Genomic DNA, 15,822 nt, shown 5'->3' on the forward strand with positions numbered 1-15,822 from the left:
CCCGCTCGGGCGGGCGGGGCCGGCCGCGGCCTGCTCCTGCTGAGGGCTCAGCCCGAGGAGACCGGCAGGACCGGCAGGGCCGGGAGTCGGTCCAGCGCGATCCCGAAGCGGGTGCGGTAGGCGGCGAGGGCCTCGTCGTCGGCGAGGGTCCGCTCGGTGCGCCCGCCGTCCGGGGTGGTGGTGATCAGGCGGTTGCCGCTGATGGTCACCCGGCCGCCGTCCGCGGTGGGCAGCGAGCAGGTCGTCGAGCGGGTGAAGTGGGAGTGCGGCGAAGTGGCCTGCCACCAGCAGGTCGGGGCGAAGTCGGCGAGTTCGTACGGGCGCGGGCCCAGGCGGTACTGCGGCGCGCCGTCCAGCAGGACGTCCTGGTCGCCGTGCCCGCCGGTCGGGACGAGGGTGAACGCGCCCTCGGCGTCGGTCTGTTCGCCGCGCTCGTCCAGGCGCAGCGGGTGGCGGCTGAAGCGGCCGAAGCCGACGTCGACCAGCCACGGCTCGTCGAGGTCCACCCGCAGGGCGAGGTGGTCGAGCGGCGGGCCGAGCCGTTCGCCGTCGAAGACGCGGGCGGCCAGCAGGCTGACCCGGTAGCCGAGTGAGGTGAGCAACTCGGCGAAGGAGCCGTTGAGTTCGTAGCAGAAGCCGCCTCGGCGGCGGGTCACGACCTTGGTCCGCAGGGCGGCGGGGTCGAGGTCGACGCCCTCGCCGAGGTGGATGCTCAGGTTCTCGAAGGGGACGGTGCGCAGGTGCGCGAGCTGGAGCCGGGCGAGGGCCTGCGGGGAGGGCGCTCCGGGGTCGGGGAGGGCGATGCGGTCGAGGTAGGCGGACCGCTGGGCGGCGGTGAGGCCGGCGGGGGGCTGCTCGTGGTGTGGCGCGTGATCCATCCGGCCATTCCACCGGGGTGCGGGGCGCGGGGGCATCGGCTTTTGGTCCTACGTCCACCCGGACGGCCGGGCGCGGCCACGGGTCGGCACCGCCCCCGGGCGCTGCCCCCGCTCTGCCCTTTCGGCCCTCGTGGACGCCCGCGCCGGGGCCGTAGTCTCGACGGCCGGGGGCCGGACGGCGAAACGGGAGGGCGGGGAAGCGTGCGCAAGGCCGTGACACACTCGGTGCCGCCGGTGCCCGGGGCCGCGCCGAGGAGGCGTACGACGCCGGGCCCGGCCGCGGTGCCGGCCGCCCCCGGCAGGGCGCCGCACCCGGCCGAACTCGCGGCCCTCCAGCGGACGGTGGGCAACGCGGCCGTGACGCGCCGGCTGCAGCGCCAGGAGGCCCCCGGGGTCAGGGAGCAGGCGCGGCGCGACGCCGCCGACCCGACCGGGCACGGCGAGTGGGGCACGTTCCGCGAGGACATGGCCCGGGCGGGCTTCTCCGGGGACGTCACGGAGATCGCCTGGCAGCTCGTCCTCGGCGGCATCGCCGACCAGGGACGGCTCAACGACGAGGCCATGGCGCGGTTCACCGAACGCCAGGACCAGCGCGACCACCGCGCGTCGAACAGCTGGTACCAGGAGCTGGTGAAGGTCGTCGGCGACCACCTGGAGATCGACACGCCGACGCTGGCCCTGTGGTCGGGCGGCCGGGAGATCAGCGACTACGCCCTCGCCAAGGGCCACACCCCGCTGGAGGCCACCGCCTTCGGCGGCGTGGTCGACCGGCTGGCCCTGACCCCGGACTGGATGCTCAAGACGCCGATGTGGAACGTCCTGTCCAAGGCCTTCGTGAGCCGCGCCCGCGGCCCCGTCCACATCTTCCTGCGGGCCTACGACCCCGAGAGCGTCCTGATCGCACAGGAGGTGCCGCAGCTGCGGGTGGTCATGGCGCTCGACCCGGCGGTGCGGCTCGTCTGGCACCCGGTGTACGCCGCGGCCGACGGCCGGCTGATGGAGATCACCCGGGGCCTCGACCTGGCCCCCGACGCGCCCTGCTCCACCCGCGACGCGTGCGTGCGGATCCTCTACGACTACCTGCGCCTCGTCCACGACCCGGCCAACACCCGCTCCGAGCGCGCCCACGCGGACATGAGCGCCCGCCTCGCCGCCAACGGCAACTCCCCGTAGCGCCGGCGGCCCGTCGCGCTCCCCCGCGCCGCCCGTGCGCAACCCCCGCGAACGACGCCGCCCCCGGCGGGTCCTCGGGAGGACCCGCCGGGGGCGGTCGCGGTCGGGGGTCGTGGTCGGGGGCCGTGGTCGGGGGCCGCTCGGGGCCCGGACGGTGGCCGGCCGGCCGTCAGGCCTCCAGGTGGGTGGCCACCAGGGTGGCGAACTCCTCGGGGGTGAGGATGCGGATGCCGAGTTCCTCGGCCTTGGCGCGCTTGGAGCCGGCCTTCTCGCCCGCGACCAGGAGGGTGGTGCGCTTGGAGACCGAGGAGGAGGCCTTGCCCCCGGCGCGTTCGATCAGTTCGTTCATCTGGTTGCGGGAGAGGTCGGCGAGGGCGCCGGTCATGCTGCCGGTGACGACGACGGCCTCGCCGGCCAGCGGTCCGCCGTCGCCACCGCCGTCGCTCCCCTCGCCGGTGCCGTTCCCGTCGCCGGTGCCGCTCTCCCCCGCCGCGGCGGCGGGGGCGGTCGGGGCGGTGACGGCGGTGCCCACGCCGAGGGCGGCGAGGCGGTCCAGCAGCGGGGCGAGGTCGACGAGTTCGGCGGCGACGACGCGGGCCTTCTCGGTGCCGATGCCGTCGACGCCGGCCAGGGTTTCGGCGTCGGCGGCGCGGATCGCCGTCATGCTGCCGAAGTGCGCGGCGATGCGGCGGGACATGGTCCGTCCGGTGCCGCGGATGCCGAGGGCGCAGAAGACCCGGTTGAGCGGCTGGGTGCGGGCGGTGGCGATCGCGGCGAGCAGGTTGTCGGCGCTGGTCTCCCCCATCCGCTCCAGGGTGAGCAGTTGCTCGCGGGTGAGGGTGAACAGGTCGGCGAGGTCGGCGACCAGGCCGGCTTCGACGAGCTGGACGGCGCGGGTGCCGCCGAGGCCCTCGATGTCGAGCTGGTCGCGGCCGGCCGCGTAGAGGACGGAGGCCACGGCCTGGCAGTTGCGGCCGCGGGTGCAGCGCCAGCGCTGTTCGGTGGTGTCGATGGCGTCGCCGCAGCGCGGGCACGCCTCGGGGAAGGCGATCGGCTGCTCGTCGCCGGTGCGGGCGTCGAGCACCGGGGCCTCCACCCGGGGGATCACGTCGCCGGCGCGGTAGACGAAGACCTGGTCGCCGATCATCAGCCCGCGCCGTTCGATGTCGGCGGGGTTGTGGAGGGTGGCGAAGGTGACGGTGACGCCGTCGATGACGACGGGTTCGAGGACGGCGCGCGGGGCGATGATCCCGGTGCGGCCGACGTTCCACTCCACCCCGAGCAGCCGGGTGACCTTGTGCTGGGCGGCCAGTTTGCGGGCCACCGCCCAGCGCGGGGCGCGCGAGCCCAGGCCGGCCTCGGCGCGGTCGGCGGCCAGGTCGGCCTTGACCACCACGCCGTCGATCCCGAAGGGCAGTTCGGCGCGCAGCGCGGCGATCTCCTCGATCCGCCGCTGGACCTCGGTGATGCCCGCGCAGTGCCGCGGGCGGGCGTCGGTGGTGGCGGCGGTGTTGGCGCCGAGGGCGGCGAGGTGGTCCAGCAGGGCGCTGTGGTCGAGGCCCTCGGGGCCGACGGCGTCGTAGCCGAAGAAGGTCAGTTCGATCCGGTAGGGGCGGTCCTTGGCCCGCAGGGTGCCGGCGGCGCCGCTGCGGGGGTGGGCGAAGGGGGTGGCGCCGTGCTCGGCGCGCACCCGGTTGGCGTGCTCGAACTGCTCCTGGGTGAGCAGGACTTCGCCGCGCAGTTCGATGTCGGCGGGCTCGGTGAGCTCGGCGGGCAGGCCGAGGACGGCGTCGGCGGCGTGGGTGATGTCCTCGCCGGCGAGGCCGTCGCCGCGGGTGATCAGCTGCTGCAGGCGCCCGGCGCGGTAGCGGGCGGCGACGGCGAGGCCGTCGAGCTTGGGCTCCACGCACCAGGCGGCGACCGGCCGGCCCAGGCGCCGTTCGAGGCCGGCGGCCCAGGACTCCAGTTCCTCGGCGGAGAAGACGTTGTCCAGGGAGAGCATCGGCGCGCTGTGCGGGACGTCGCCGGTGGCGGCGCCGCCGGCCACCTTTCCGGTCGGCGAGTCGGGCAGGGCCTGGTCGGGGTGGGCGCTCTCGTAGGCGGCGATGGCCCGCAGCAGGGCGTCGTACTCGTCGTCCCCGAGCGGGGTGGAGCCGTCGGTGTAGTACGCGGCGGCGGCCCGGACGGCGGTGGCGACGGCGTCGGCGTACGCGGACGGGGAGGAGAGCGGTGCTGCGGTCTCGATCATGCGGGAATCATGACGGCCGGCACTGACATCGGCGCCCGGGGCGGTCCATCGGCGCCCGGGGCGGTCGGACCAGCCGGGCGGTGGTGGGGGTGTCGGCGCCGTGGCGGCGGGCGTGGCGGCGGGCGTGGCCGGGGGTGGGGCCGGTGCCGAGGACGCGTCCTTCGGCGAGGGCGAACCGGGGCGTGTCTTGTGCGAGGTCCGCCGCTGCACCGGCTGGATGCGACACATCACCCTGGCCATGCTCGCCCACGCCTTCCTGGCCGCGATGGCGGCAGCGGCGTCAAAGGGGGCTGCAGAAACGGTTCCCGCCCCATGGTCGACCTCACCGTGGCGAAGATCCGGCGGCTCCTGGCAACTGGCCGTCCGCACGGCCCGCGTCCGCCACGGTGCTCGCCCCGCGCTCATGCCTTGAACTGGTCCATCTGGCGACGGGAACGCCAGGCCGTCGCCCGCCGCTGCCACTATCAACGTCGACTGCACACGATCGAGGGGCGGTCCCATGAAGACCGCCCCTGATGGAGCACCAACCCACTACACTCCACCGCGCAGCCCTCTGAACAGGCAAAACGTCGAAGTCCTGCTGGAGTACCAGGCCCCGTAGCTAACCCCCCTCGCCGGAGCACGTGTAGAGGCGCTGCTGCATCGAGGCTTCCACCTGGGCGGCCATCCGGCGGTCGGAGGCGGCGTCGCAGGTACGCAGTTCGTGGTCGGCGGGCAGGGCGGTGAGTCCCCGCAGGGCCACGGCTGCCGTCCCGCTGTGGGGTTCGGCCGCTCGGGCGGCTTTCAGTACCCGGGCTCCCGTCTCGGTGGCGTTGCGTAGCAGCGGAAGCGATACGTGGTTGATCCACAGAGCGGCCGCGAAGGGCAGCAGGAAGGCCGCGAGCAGGAAGGCCGCCAGCGGGGCGGGCCAGAGCCCTCGGTGCGCGCCCGTCCACGCCCCTGCGACCAGGAACGCGAGGACCACCGCGCCGATCAGCACCTCCATCCGCCGGTTCACCCGGCATACGCGTTCGACGAGGTCCTCGTCGTCGGCCAGGCCCCGCGCCGCGAGCCGCGCGCGCAGGGCCTTCGCCTCCGGGGACTTCTCCACCGCCCAGCGCAGCGTGGTGAGATCGCCGGTGCGCGCGGACCCGAGTGAGCGCACGGCCGCCGCCTCGAACTCGTCTCCGGCACCGTCCTCCGCTCCCGCGCCGGTGCCGGCTGCGGCGGGCGTGGTCAGCGTGACGTCACCGGAGCGGGAGGCAACCAATCGGCCGCGCTCGTACATCTCCGTCACGGTCATCACCCCCAGGTTCCCGGCCAGGAAGGCGAGGTCGACCCGTGTCAGGTCGAACTCCCGCCCGGTCGCCAGCTGTTCCGCCCGGCGCAGCTCCCGCAGCCCGACGTAGCAGCGCACGGCGGCCACGGCCACCGCCGCCGACACTCCCAGCAGAAGCACCAGGACCACCCACATGACGTCCCCTCTCCCCGTCGAGCCAGCCCCAGTGTGTGGCCCGCGACGACCGCCGAGCAAGTGGCAAGTGTGTTATGCAGAACGGGAGTTGACACTGACCTGGCGCCCGCCTGCCCGCCCGGCGGGCAGGGAAGCGACGACCGCCGGGGGACAGGGCGTGGAGGGCGGTGCCGTGGTGCAGCCGGTCGGTGTGGTGGGCACGGCAGGACCGCGCTGGGCGACTCGACCTCGTCGCCGATCCCGGCGGCCTGGCAGCGCTCGCGGTCGTCGGTCCAGGACTTCGGCAGGTAGAGTGCCCGGTCGATCAGGGTCCGGCCGAGCGGTCCGGAGTAGGCGAGGAAGACGCCGACCTGGCAGTTCTCGGTGCGGCCGGGGGTGCCGGAGTACTGCCGCTGGACCCCGGCCGACCGCACGCCCTTCTTCAGGAATCCGGTGTCGTCCACGATCAGCACGCCACCGGGATCGGCCAGGTGCTCGACGACGTACTCGCGCACGCCGTCGAGCACCCCGTCCGCGTCCCGGTCGATCCGGTTCAGCAGCCGCTGGATCCGGTCCGGCCCGCCGTGACCGGCCTCCTCGGCCACCGTCCAGTCGTTCTTGCGTTCCAACGGCGCCAGCAGACCCCGCATGTAGGCCAACGCCGAATCCCGCGCCTCGCTCCGCGCGAACCGGTGACCGAACCGCTCATGCAGTTCGGCGAGCCCGTCCGACCAGCAACGAGCATCGACATCGGACATGTCCCCACCCGTGAACAGCCCAACGAGCGAATCCAACAACCTTCACGGTAAGCACCGTTGCCGTACTAAGTACCCGGGGGTGCGCCCTCGGGGACGGGGGCGGCGAGGGCGGCGTCCGGCTCGGTGCCGGGTCCGGGTCGGGTACCGGTGCCGGAGCGGGCGGGGAGCGGGAGCGGGTGGCCCTCGCGCCACTGGGCGGTGGTCCGCTCGCCGCCCGAGCGGCGCCGCCAGTACAGGTGCTGGGCGACGATCAGCGGGCCCAGCGCGGTGAGCAGCGGGAATCCGGTGGTGAGCCAGTTGAGGGCGAAGCAGGCGCTGACGGCGCTGGTGGTCAGCAGGCCGACGAGGGCGGCGACGGCGGCGGCGGTGCGGCCGTGGGCCTTGGCGGCGACCAGCGGGTACAGGACGAGCAGCAGCAGGTCGCCGAGGCCGACGGCGACGGGGGCCGGGCCGCCGGTGAGGGCGAGCATCGGGGCGAAGGGGCGGTCCTGGACCTGTTCGAAGAAGCGGGCGGTGGTGTCGGTGAGGGTGGTGGCGGTGAGGTCGTAGGCGGTGAGGACGGCGGCCAGGGCGGCGGTGTGGACGGAGCGCAGGCCGCTCTGGGTCCAGAGGTTGGCGACGCCGACGACGGCGGCGGCGATCATCAGGTCGCTGCCGGCCCGGGCGGCGCCGGGGTGGCCGGTGAGGGCGGCGAGCGTGGTGGCGGCGGTGGCGGTGAGGGCGGCGGCCCAGGACCAGGGGGCGGCGCGCAGCCGGGTGGCGGCGAGCAGCGGGGCGAGGGTGAACTGGACGGCCAGGCAGCCGACGAGGCCGAAGACGGCGGAGACGGCGGCGCCGGGCAGGGCGGTGTAGAGCAGCGGGGCGAGGACGACGCCGGCGCACAGGACGGCGATGTCGCCGCCGGTGTAGACGCCGACCGGGGGGCGGGGCATCCGGATCCGGGCGAGGTACCAGGCGGCCAGGGCCAGTTCGGCGGCGACGGCGGCGCTCAGTGCGGCCAGGGCGGCGGGGCTGACGGTCATGCGGTTCCTCCCCCGGCCGGGGCCGTCGACGGCGACGGGGGTGCCGGTGGTGTGCCGAGGGCGCCGGGGCCGCCGGCGGTGCCGGGAGTGTCGAGGGTGTCGAAGGTGTGCTCGCGCAGGTCGGCGCGCAGGGGTGCGGTGGGCGGCATGGCGGCGCGGTCCTCGTACAGCACGATGTCGGACAGCCGCAGGCCGGCGGCGTGGGCGCGCTCCTCCAGGCGGCCGCGCAGGGCGGTGGCGGGCAGGCGGTCGACCAGCAGGTGCAGGCGGGCGGGTCCGTGGGGGCCGTCGGGGCCTTCGGTGAGGGCGTGGCGGGCGGGCAGCGGGACCTCCGGTTCGGCCTCGACCAGGTCGAGCACCTCGCGGGTGGTGACGGTGCGGCTGAGCGGCCCGTTCCAGCGGCCGAGGATCTCGGAGGTGGCGGGGAGGTGGGCGAGTTCGCAGGTGGGCGGCTCGGCGGGGAGGCGGACGAGGTCGCCGGTGGCGTAGCGCAGCAGCAGGGTGCAGTCGCGGTAGGGCACGTAGGGGGTGTGCACGACGGTGCCGGTGGCGCCGGGGGCGGTGGGTTCCCAGGTGAGCGGGTCGAGGACTTCGAGGTGTCCGAACTCGGTGGTGTGGTGGAGGTGGCCCCGGGTGCAGGGGGTGGCGCCGGAGGGCAGGATCTCGGTCATCAGGTAGGCGGAGGTGGCGGTGGCGCCGAACACCTCCTCGGCGCGGCGGCGCAGGGGCGCGGAGAGCACCTCACCGCCGACGCTGATCGACCGCAGGCCGAAGTCGGCGCTGCGCCACTTGCGTTGTTCGGCTTCCTGGACGAGGGCGGCCAGGTAGGAGGCGGAGGTGGTCAGGTGGGTGATCCGGGGGTCCTTGCCGGGCAGGCCGAGCGGGGCGGCGAGGCGGTCGAGGGCCACGGCGGGGCCGACGGTGCCGAACTGGACGAACCCGGCGCCGGCGCGGGTGGCCGACTCCTCGGCGTTGACGAGCGGCAGGGTGGCGCGGGAGCAGCCGGCGTAGGCGACGGTGTGGCGGGGGCGCAGGCCGAGGCCGAGCACGGCGGAGATGGTGCTGAAGGCGACGGCGCACTCGAGTTCGGCGCGGGAGAACCACACCGCGGTGGGGGTGCCGCTGGTGCCGGTGGTGAGCGCCATCAGGACGGGGGTGGCGGCGTCCGAGACGAAGGCGGCGGGCAGGGCGCGCAGCGCCTGTTTGGGGGTGACGGGGACGCGCGACCAGTCCTCGGGCTCCAACCGGGCCGGGTCGAGGTCGAGTTCGGCGAACAGCCGGCGGTAGTGGGCGGTGTGCCGGGCGGCGGCGCGGGCGGTGGCGCGCAGGCTGCGCCGGGCCACCTCGCGCCGCACCTGCGGGTCGACGTGTCCGGCCCGGCCGGGCAGCAGGGCGGAGTCCTCGCCGGGCTCGCCGAACTCGGCGATGGTGGCGACCAGGTCCCGCGCGAGGCGTTCCAGGTCGCTCGGGCGTATTCGACGGTTCGTCAGGATTGCTGCGCCGTAACGCAGTTGGCTCAGCGCGGTCGCGAACAAGCGGGCTCCCCAGGCCAGGGTCGGACGGTACGCCACCCGGCCCCGGCCGGGGTCGATCGGATCAGGCCCCGATCAGGTCAGACCATGTGGAGGAACATGGCGGCGGTGAGGGTGCTGAAGGCGTACTTGAGGTAGTGCTTGACCATGATCGGTTCTCCCTCGTACGGGCCGGGCCGGCCGCCCTGACCGGGCGCGGCAGCGGATGCCCGTGGCCGGTTCTGGTCGACGGGCAACGGCAGTATAGGGACGGTTCGGCCACCCGCAACAGCCTGTGTGCACGGCCAACCTTCCGGCTGTTCACGTCAGTTCGTGACCCCTCCGGGCCGACGGCCCGGCGGCTCTCCATCGTCAGCACTCCAGGAGGGTGCAGCTCCAGTGCATGCCGCGCCCCATGCCGGCCAGGGCGATCAGGTCGCCGTCGCCGAAGTGCCCGGACGCGCGGTGGTGATGGAGGTCGAGGAGGTGGTCCGCGGCCCCGAAGTGGCCCCGCTCCAGGGAGATTTCGAGGTTGGTGCGCTCCACCGGGACGCCGAGCCGGTCGGCCAGCTTCGTCAGCGTGCCGAGGTTGTCGTTGAGCAGCACCACCCTGGCCAGGTCCGGGACGGACGCGCCGATCCGCTTGCAGGCCCGGGCCACCACCTCGTGCACCCGCTCGCCCATCAGGCCGGCGAACTCCTGGAAGCGCTCGGCGTCGTAGTCGAAGAACTCCATCAGGCCCCAGGCGTCGCGGGCCGGCGGGGGCGTCCGACCGCCGCGGAAGGGGTCGGCCGCCCCGCCCTGGTCCATCCGGAACAGGTCGGCGTAGCGGCCGTCGCTGATCGTCTCGCTGGCCCGCCAGCGCAGTTCGGGGTGGCCGCGCCCGGCCACCGCGGCGCCGGCGCCGTCGGAGAACAGCAGCGAGTTGGTGTGCATCCGGTTCCAGTACGGCTCGCACGTCCGGTTCGCCCCGACCACCAGCGCCCGCTGGTACTCGGGGTGAGTGGCGAAGCGGCCGGCGAGCAGGTCGAAGCAGGTGATGCCGCTGACGCAGCCCTGGCCGACGAGGACCGCCTCGGCACGGCGGGCGCCCAGCCGGTCCTGGAGGCTCGCGGCCGCGTCCCAGTACAGGTACTCGGGGATGTCGGTGATCGCGAGGACCACCAGGTCCAGCTCGGCGGGGTCGGTGCCCGCTTCGTCCAGGGCCGCCCGGGCGGCGTCGACGGCCAGGTCGGTGAGCCCGACCCCGGCCGGGCTGCGGTGGACGGTGCGGTAGCCGTACGCCAGGACGCGTTCGACGTCCTTGGTGTACTCCGACGCCACGTCCGCGACGGCGACGGGCTCCCCGAGGGCCGATCCGAACGACATCAGTCCGTAGTCCACGCCACTGCCCCTTCCGGCCGCGCGGCTCGCATGTCCGCGCACTGTTCGACACCGGCAAGGTGCCGCTTCCGCCGCCGAGGGAGTTCGTCATCGAACTTCCGTTTCCCGGTCCGGCCCGACGCCCCGTCAGGCTATACAGCGCCGAGGAGCCCTGACCAGCACCGACACCGGCACCCTCGCCGCCCGGGCGGACGCCGGATCACGGCGCCGGCGGGATCCCGGTGTGCGGGAGGGCGAGATCGACCATGCGGTGCATGACGGCGCCGGCGCGGGGCCGCGGCGCCCGGCTCAGCCCGCGAGGGCCTGGGCGAGGGTCTTGGCGAGGGCGTCGAGGCCCTCGGCGTAGATGCCGGCGAACAGGTCGACGACCTCCTGTTCGGTGGCGTTGTCGGGGTTGAAGCGGCCGGACCACTGGACCTCGGCGATGTCGTCACGGCCGGGGACGGCGTGGACGCGCAGGGTCGAGACGTAGCCGGTGACCGGGAAGGGGGCCCGGAGGATGGCGTAGCTGTACTGCCGCTCGGTCTCGTTGAAGTCCACGAGGCGCTCGACGATGACCTCGCCCTCGGGGTTCTTCAGGCTGCGGACGCGGCCGCCTTCGGACGTGGTGCTCTCGGGGATGTAGGGGAGCCAGTCGGGCAGGGCGTCGAAGCCGCCGATGAGGTTCCAGACCTGGTCGGGCGGGGCGGGGACGATGCGGCTGACGGAGGTGGAGGCCATGATCGTTTCTCCTGTACTGCGGCGGGGCGAGGGGTGGGGGTGAGGGGCGGGGTTCAGGCGCCGTTGGGCAGCGGGGCGGCCGGGCCGACCAGGCCGGCGGCGCGCAGTTCCTGCCAGAACGCCGCCGGGACGGTCTCGTTCAGCGCGGCGAGGTCCTCGGCGATGCGGCTGGGCCTGGTGGCGCCGGGGACGACGGCGGCGGTCACCGGGTGGGCGAGGGAGAACTGCAGGGCGGCGGCCTTGACGGACACGCCGTGCCGGGCGGCGACGGCCTTGAGGCGGGCGACCTTCTCGATGATGTGCGCCGGGGCGGCCTGGTACTCGAAGTGGGCGCCGCCGGCGAGGATGCCGGAGCTGTAGGGGCCGCCGACGACCATGTCGACGCCCTGCTCCTGGGCCATCGGGAGCAGGCGCTGCAGCGCGTACTCGTGATCGAGGAGGGTGTAGCGGCCGGCCAGGAGGAAGCCGTCGGGCTTGGGCTCGTCGAGGGCGAGGGTGAGCTCGATGGGCTCGGCCTTGTTGACGCCCAGGCCCCAGGCCTTGATGACGCCCTCGTCGCGCAGGCGGGACAGGACGCGGAAGGCGCCGGTGCGGGCCTCCTCGAACTTGGCCAGCCACTGGTCGCCGTGGAAGTCCTGGGCGATGTCGTGGACCCAGACGATGTCCAGGCGGTCGGTGCGCAGGCGCTTCAGGCTGTCCTCGATGGAGCGTTCGGTGGCCTCGGCGGTCCACACGTGGAGCATCTTGTTGGGGTTGCCGTGCTCGAACAGGCCGCCCTTCTCGCCGAGGTCGCGGTCGCCCTCCTCCGGTTCGTCGAGGATGACGCGGCCGACCTTGGTGGACAGCACGTAGGCGTCGCGGGGCCTGGCGGAGAGGACCTCGCCCAGGCGCTGCTCGGAGAGGCCGGCGCCGTAGAAGGGGGCGGTGTCGTAGTAGCGGATGCCGTGCTCCCAGGCCGCCTCGACGGTGGCCAGGGCCTCGGCGTCGGGGATCGCGCGGAACATGTTGCCGAGGGGGGCGGTGCCGAAGCCGAGCGTGCCGGGGAGGAGTTCCTTGAGGGACATGTCAGTGCCTTTGCGGAGCGGGCGGGGGCCCGTGGGAAGGGGGTGCCCGCCGGGGGTTGCGCCTGCACCGAGTGATTGATGCAGGCGCGCCTTACATGCAGGAACAATAGTTGCACACGCGCTGCAATGCAAGGGGTGGGCCGCCCCGGGGCAGCAGCGGGCCGGGGCGACGGGCGACAGCGGGCCCGGGCGACGGGCAGGGGCGGGCCAGCACGGCCGCGGGCGGGGGCGGGGCCCGGCGCCCCCGCCCGCGCGCCGTCCGGCTCAGGAAGCCGTGAAGGCGACCTGGTCGACGGTCCAGAAGGCGCTGTTCGTACCGGTGTAGCGGAACTGGAAGCGGGCGGTGGTGGCGCCGGCGGGGACGGCGACGGGGAGGTTCTCGACGGTGTTGAGGTCGCTGCGGTAGGACTTCACCGGCTGCGGGGCGCCGTTGTCGAAGACCACGTAGACGTCACCGGTCTGCGGCCCGTCGATCTTGTAGTTCGTCGCGAAGGACAGCACGCCGCGGCTCGCGCCGGAGACCGGGTAGGCGGGGCTGACCAGGGTGGAGTCGAACTGGCCGGCGCCGTGCGCCTTGTCGTCCCACTCGTCGGAGTCGGCGACGGCGAAGACGTTGCGGGCGCGCACATTGGTCTCGCGGGACTGGCCGAGCTGGGCGGCGGTCCAGAACTCGTCGGTGGCGAAGGTCCAGCCGCGCCACTCGGTGACGCCGCCGGTGGGCATGCGGGAGTTGTCGATGCTCCAGCCGGCCGGCGGGGTGTGGGTCCAGCCCTTGACCGCGGCCGGGATGCCGCTCTCGTCGGCGCGGGCCTGCAGGCCCGGGCGCAGCGCGTCGAAGGCGTCGGGGACGATCTCGTCGATCGGGCGGCCGTCGAGCTGCCAGGCGGGGTCGACGGGGACGCCCTCGTGCTTGAGGACGGTGGGGGCGATGTCGACCGGCTTGACGTCGTAGCGGCGCGTGCCGGGGGCGTAGCCGGTGCCGCCGGCGATCAGGAAGGTCTGGCGCTCGTTGGCGCTGTTGCCGCCGTGGCCGCCGGCGTCGGTGTGGCCGTGGTCGGTGGTGACGAGGATCAGCCAGTCCTCCGAGGCGTACGTGGGGCGGGACCTGACGGCCTGGAGGACCTGGCCGACCAGGGCGTCGGCGGAGTGGAGGGCGGCCGCGTACTCGGGGCTGGCGCCGCCGTGGTTGTGGCCGGCCTCGTCGACCTGGTCGAAGTGCAGGAAGGTGGCGTCGGGGTTGCCGTGGGAGAGGTGGTCGACGGCGTCGGCGGCGGTCTTCGTGTCGTTCTCGCTCTCCTGCAGGCGCAGGTCGGCACGGCCGTTGAAGACGTTGCCGGCGATCGGGTTCCAGGAGCCGATCACCAGGGTGGAGTTGGCGGGGTCGGCGTTCTCCAGGCGGGTGGCGAAGTCGGGGTACAGGTCGAAGCGGGAGCCGGTGAAGCTGTTGTCCTTCACCTGGTGCTTGTCGGGCCACACGCCGGTGGCGATGGTCGACCAGCCGGGGCCGGAGAGGGTGGGGGCCAGCGGGTTGGCGTAGAGGTCGCCGGTGGCGGTCATGCCGCCGGCCATCAGGGCCTTGAGGTTGGGGGCGTCGGCGGTGAGCAGCTTGTCGTAGCGGGTGCCGTCGACGCCGATGACGAGGGTCTTGGCCTGCTTGGTGCCGTTCGGCAGGCCCTGGTACGGACCGCCGGCGGTCGCGGTGGCGGTCTCGGCGGTCGCGGCGGTGGCGGCGGTGGCGGCGGTGGCGGCGGTGGCGGTCGGCACGATCAGCCCGGCGACGGTGGTGGCGGCGGCGAGGGTGACGGCCAGGGCTGCGGTGCGGGTGGAGCGCGGGGTGCGCAACGGATGACTCCCAACTGGTCGGCAGCACGGTGCAGTTGCACCGGAAGTGAGGATGGGCCGGGCGGGCGAGGACGGGCCCTCCGCGAATCCACGGTTGTATGAACAACCGCAGAAATTCAGACCAGACCCGTTATGCTTCCGTGATCCTGCGCCCCGGGGTGCCCGCCCGGCCCGGACGGCGCTCGATAGGCTTGCGCGGTGAACCACCCCATCCCCAGGGCCGTCCCCGAGCCCGCCCGCGCCGGCGTCCCCGAGCACGGCCGGGTGCCCAAGTACTACCTGGTCAAGGCCCGCCTGGAGGAGCTGATCGCCGAGCTGGGCCCGGGCGGGCGGCTGCCCACCGAGGTCGATCTGGCGCAGCGTCACGGGGTCGCGCGGGCGACGGTGCGCCAGGCGCTGCGCGAGCTGCTGCTGGAGGGCCGGTTGCGGCGGCAGGGCCGGGGCACGGTCGTGGCCGGGCCGAAGATCGAGCAGCCGCTGTCCCTGAGCAGCTACACCGAGGGCGTCTCGCGCCAGGGCCTGCGCCCGGGCCGCACCCTGATCGCCCTGGACCGGCTGCCCGCCGACGCGGCGATGGCCCGGCTGCTGGAGGTCCCCGAGGGCGAGCCGCTGTGGCACCTGGAGCGGGTGCTGCGCGCGGACGAGGAGCGCGTCGGACTGGAGTCCACGTACGTGCCCGTCGCCCGGGTACCCGCGCTGGCAGGGGACTTCGACCCCGAGGGGTCCTTCTACGGCTATCTGCGCGAGCAGGGGGTGCGGCTCGGCGCCGCCGACGAGCGGATCGAGACGGTGCTGGCCAGCCCGCGCGAGGCCCTGCTGATCGGCACCCCGCCGGCGCTGCCGATGCTGCTGCTGCACCGCCGCAGCCTGGACGCGGCGGGGCGCCCGCTGGAGCAGGTGCGCACCCTCTACCGCGGGGACCGGTTCAGTTTCACCCTCGCCCTGGGCGCCCCGGACGCGAACTGACCGTCCGGCGGCCGCGGGTCCGGCCGCCGCCGGCAGGGCGTGCAGGGCGTGCAGGGCGTACGGGGCGTGCAGGGCGTACGAAGCGTCCGGGGCGTACGGGTGTCAGCAGGTGCCGACGCGGCCGTTGTACGAGGACCAGACCGGCACCCAGGGGCTGTTGTTGTCGTGCGGGCGGTAGACGACGAAGTTGCCGTCGTTCTGCATGCGCGCCCAGTTGGCGCTGGGGTTGCAGCCGAGGGCGGTGCCGGACCACCACTTGGCCTTCTTGAAGGTGTCGTAGACGACGAAGTTGCCGTCGTACTGCATGATCACCTTGCCCGGGCCGCCGCTGTTGGTGCCGCTGGCCCACAGCGCGTAGCCGGTGTTGGTGTCGTACTCCACGAGGTTGCCGTCGTTCTGGTAGAGCAGCCGGTAGTCGCCGTTGCCGGAGACGAGCGAGTCGCCGGGCAGCAGGCAGTTGCCCCAGTTCATGTGGTCCCAGCCGCTCGGGTTGCGCGAGCAGTTCCACTCACTGTTGACGTCGGCGGAGGCGCTGGTGGCGGTCGTCAGTCCGGTGACCGAGGCCAGTGCCAGGGCGGCGCCGACCAGGGACAGGGCTCGCTTGACCGTTCCGGTGTTCCTCATCGTTCCCCTCGTTTCTGCTGCGGCGCGGTTCCCGACCGGCCGCGGCACGGTGTCGTGGACGGCCGTACGGACCCGGGGCCCGCCCGCCGTCGTGCGGTGGGAGCGGGGCCTCTCGACCCCTGCGTCCATGGCAACGGGATGCGGGCGGCGGCCGGTTCACCGGGATTCCCGCGGCCGGCCGCCGGACCGGGGGCCGGGCGG

The 15,822-nt window shown here is 74.2% G+C and carries 13 protein-coding genes and 1 pseudogene; 2 read left to right on the plus strand and 12 right to left on the minus strand.

What is annotated here, in order from left to right:
- Positions 1-47 precede the first annotated feature (47 nt).
- Positions 48-878 carry an arylamine N-acetyltransferase gene (locus ACFVGO_RS13005; protein WP_380631738.1) on the minus strand — a complete coding sequence of 277 codons (831 nt, stop codon included), beginning with the start codon at positions 876-878 and terminating at the stop codon, positions 48-50.
- A gap of 201 nt (positions 879-1,079) precedes the next feature.
- Between ACFVGO_RS13005 and ACFVGO_RS13010 the strand changes: the two genes are divergently transcribed.
- The gene (locus ACFVGO_RS13010) at positions 1,080-2,051 is read left to right on the plus strand and encodes a hypothetical protein (RefSeq protein ID WP_380631740.1); all 972 of its coding nucleotides are present in this window, start codon (positions 1,080-1,082) and stop codon (positions 2,049-2,051) included.
- 169 nt (positions 2,052-2,220) lie between these two features.
- Here the strand turns inward: ACFVGO_RS13010 and ligA are convergent, their stop codons facing one another.
- The 10 genes and pseudogenes from ligA to ACFVGO_RS13060 form a co-directional block, all read right to left on the minus strand.
- Positions 2,221-4,299, minus strand: coding sequence for an NAD-dependent DNA ligase LigA (ligA, locus tag ACFVGO_RS13015; RefSeq protein ID WP_380631742.1), 2,079 nt, complete (start codon positions 4,297-4,299; stop codon positions 2,221-2,223).
- A gap of 601 nt (positions 4,300-4,900) precedes the next feature.
- On the minus strand, positions 4,901-5,746 hold the full coding sequence (locus ACFVGO_RS13020; protein ID WP_380631744.1) for a TIGR04222 domain-containing membrane protein: 846 nt from the start codon (positions 5,744-5,746) through the stop codon (positions 4,901-4,903).
- 227 nt (positions 5,747-5,973) lie between these two features.
- Positions 5,974-6,489, minus strand: a pseudogene (locus tag ACFVGO_RS13025) (IS701 family transposase); the annotation flags it as partial.
- A 65-nt stretch (positions 6,490-6,554) separates the two neighbouring features.
- A complete protein-coding gene (locus ACFVGO_RS13030) occupies positions 6,555-7,511 on the minus strand; it encodes a hypothetical protein (RefSeq protein ID WP_380631746.1) in 957 nt (318 codons plus the stop codon).
- Positions 7,508-9,046 (minus strand): phenylacetate--CoA ligase family protein, encoded by a 1,539-nt coding sequence (locus tag ACFVGO_RS13035; protein ID WP_380631747.1) that lies wholly within the window; start codon positions 9,044-9,046, stop codon positions 7,508-7,510. Before ACFVGO_RS13035 ends, ACFVGO_RS13030 begins: the two co-directional genes overlap by 4 nt.
- 77 nt (positions 9,047-9,123) lie before the next feature.
- Positions 9,124-9,279: a hypothetical protein gene (locus ACFVGO_RS13040; protein ID WP_359906266.1), complete on the minus strand. Its 156-nt coding sequence runs from the start codon at positions 9,277-9,279 to the stop codon at positions 9,124-9,126.
- A 115-nt stretch (positions 9,280-9,394) separates the two neighbouring features.
- Entirely contained in the window at positions 9,395-10,405 is a 1,011-nt protein-coding gene (locus ACFVGO_RS13045; RefSeq protein ID WP_359906263.1) for a 3-oxoacyl-[acyl-carrier-protein] synthase III C-terminal domain-containing protein, read from the minus strand.
- A gap of 288 nt (positions 10,406-10,693) precedes the next feature.
- Entirely contained in the window at positions 10,694-11,125 is a 432-nt protein-coding gene (locus tag ACFVGO_RS13050; protein ID WP_359906260.1) for an SRPBCC family protein, read from the minus strand.
- A gap of 53 nt (positions 11,126-11,178) precedes the next feature.
- The gene (locus ACFVGO_RS13055; RefSeq protein ID WP_380631748.1) at positions 11,179-12,189 is read right to left on the minus strand and encodes an aldo/keto reductase; all 1,011 of its coding nucleotides are present in this window, start codon (positions 12,187-12,189) and stop codon (positions 11,179-11,181) included.
- 264 nt (positions 12,190-12,453) lie between these two features.
- Complete coding sequence (locus ACFVGO_RS13060) at positions 12,454-14,031, minus strand: alkaline phosphatase family protein (protein WP_380631749.1); 1,578 nt, start codon at positions 14,029-14,031, stop codon at positions 12,454-12,456.
- A gap of 198 nt (positions 14,032-14,229) precedes the next feature.
- Here ACFVGO_RS13060 and ACFVGO_RS13065 point away from each other — a divergent pair, with 198 nt between their 5' ends.
- The gene (locus ACFVGO_RS13065) at positions 14,230-14,997 is read left to right on the plus strand and encodes a GntR family transcriptional regulator (protein ID WP_359906252.1); all 768 of its coding nucleotides are present in this window, start codon (positions 14,230-14,232) and stop codon (positions 14,995-14,997) included.
- Positions 14,998-15,099: 102 nt separating this feature from the next.
- On the opposite strand, the gene ACFVGO_RS13070 is transcribed toward ACFVGO_RS13065, so the two are convergent.
- Positions 15,100-15,621, minus strand: coding sequence for a hypothetical protein (locus ACFVGO_RS13070; protein ID WP_380631750.1), 522 nt, complete (start codon positions 15,619-15,621; stop codon positions 15,100-15,102).
- Positions 15,622-15,822 lie beyond the last annotated feature (201 nt).

This window comes from Kitasatospora sp. NPDC057738, assembly GCF_042798815.1.
Lineage (GTDB): Bacteria > Actinomycetota > Actinomycetes > Streptomycetales > Streptomycetaceae > Kitasatospora > Kitasatospora lactacystinica.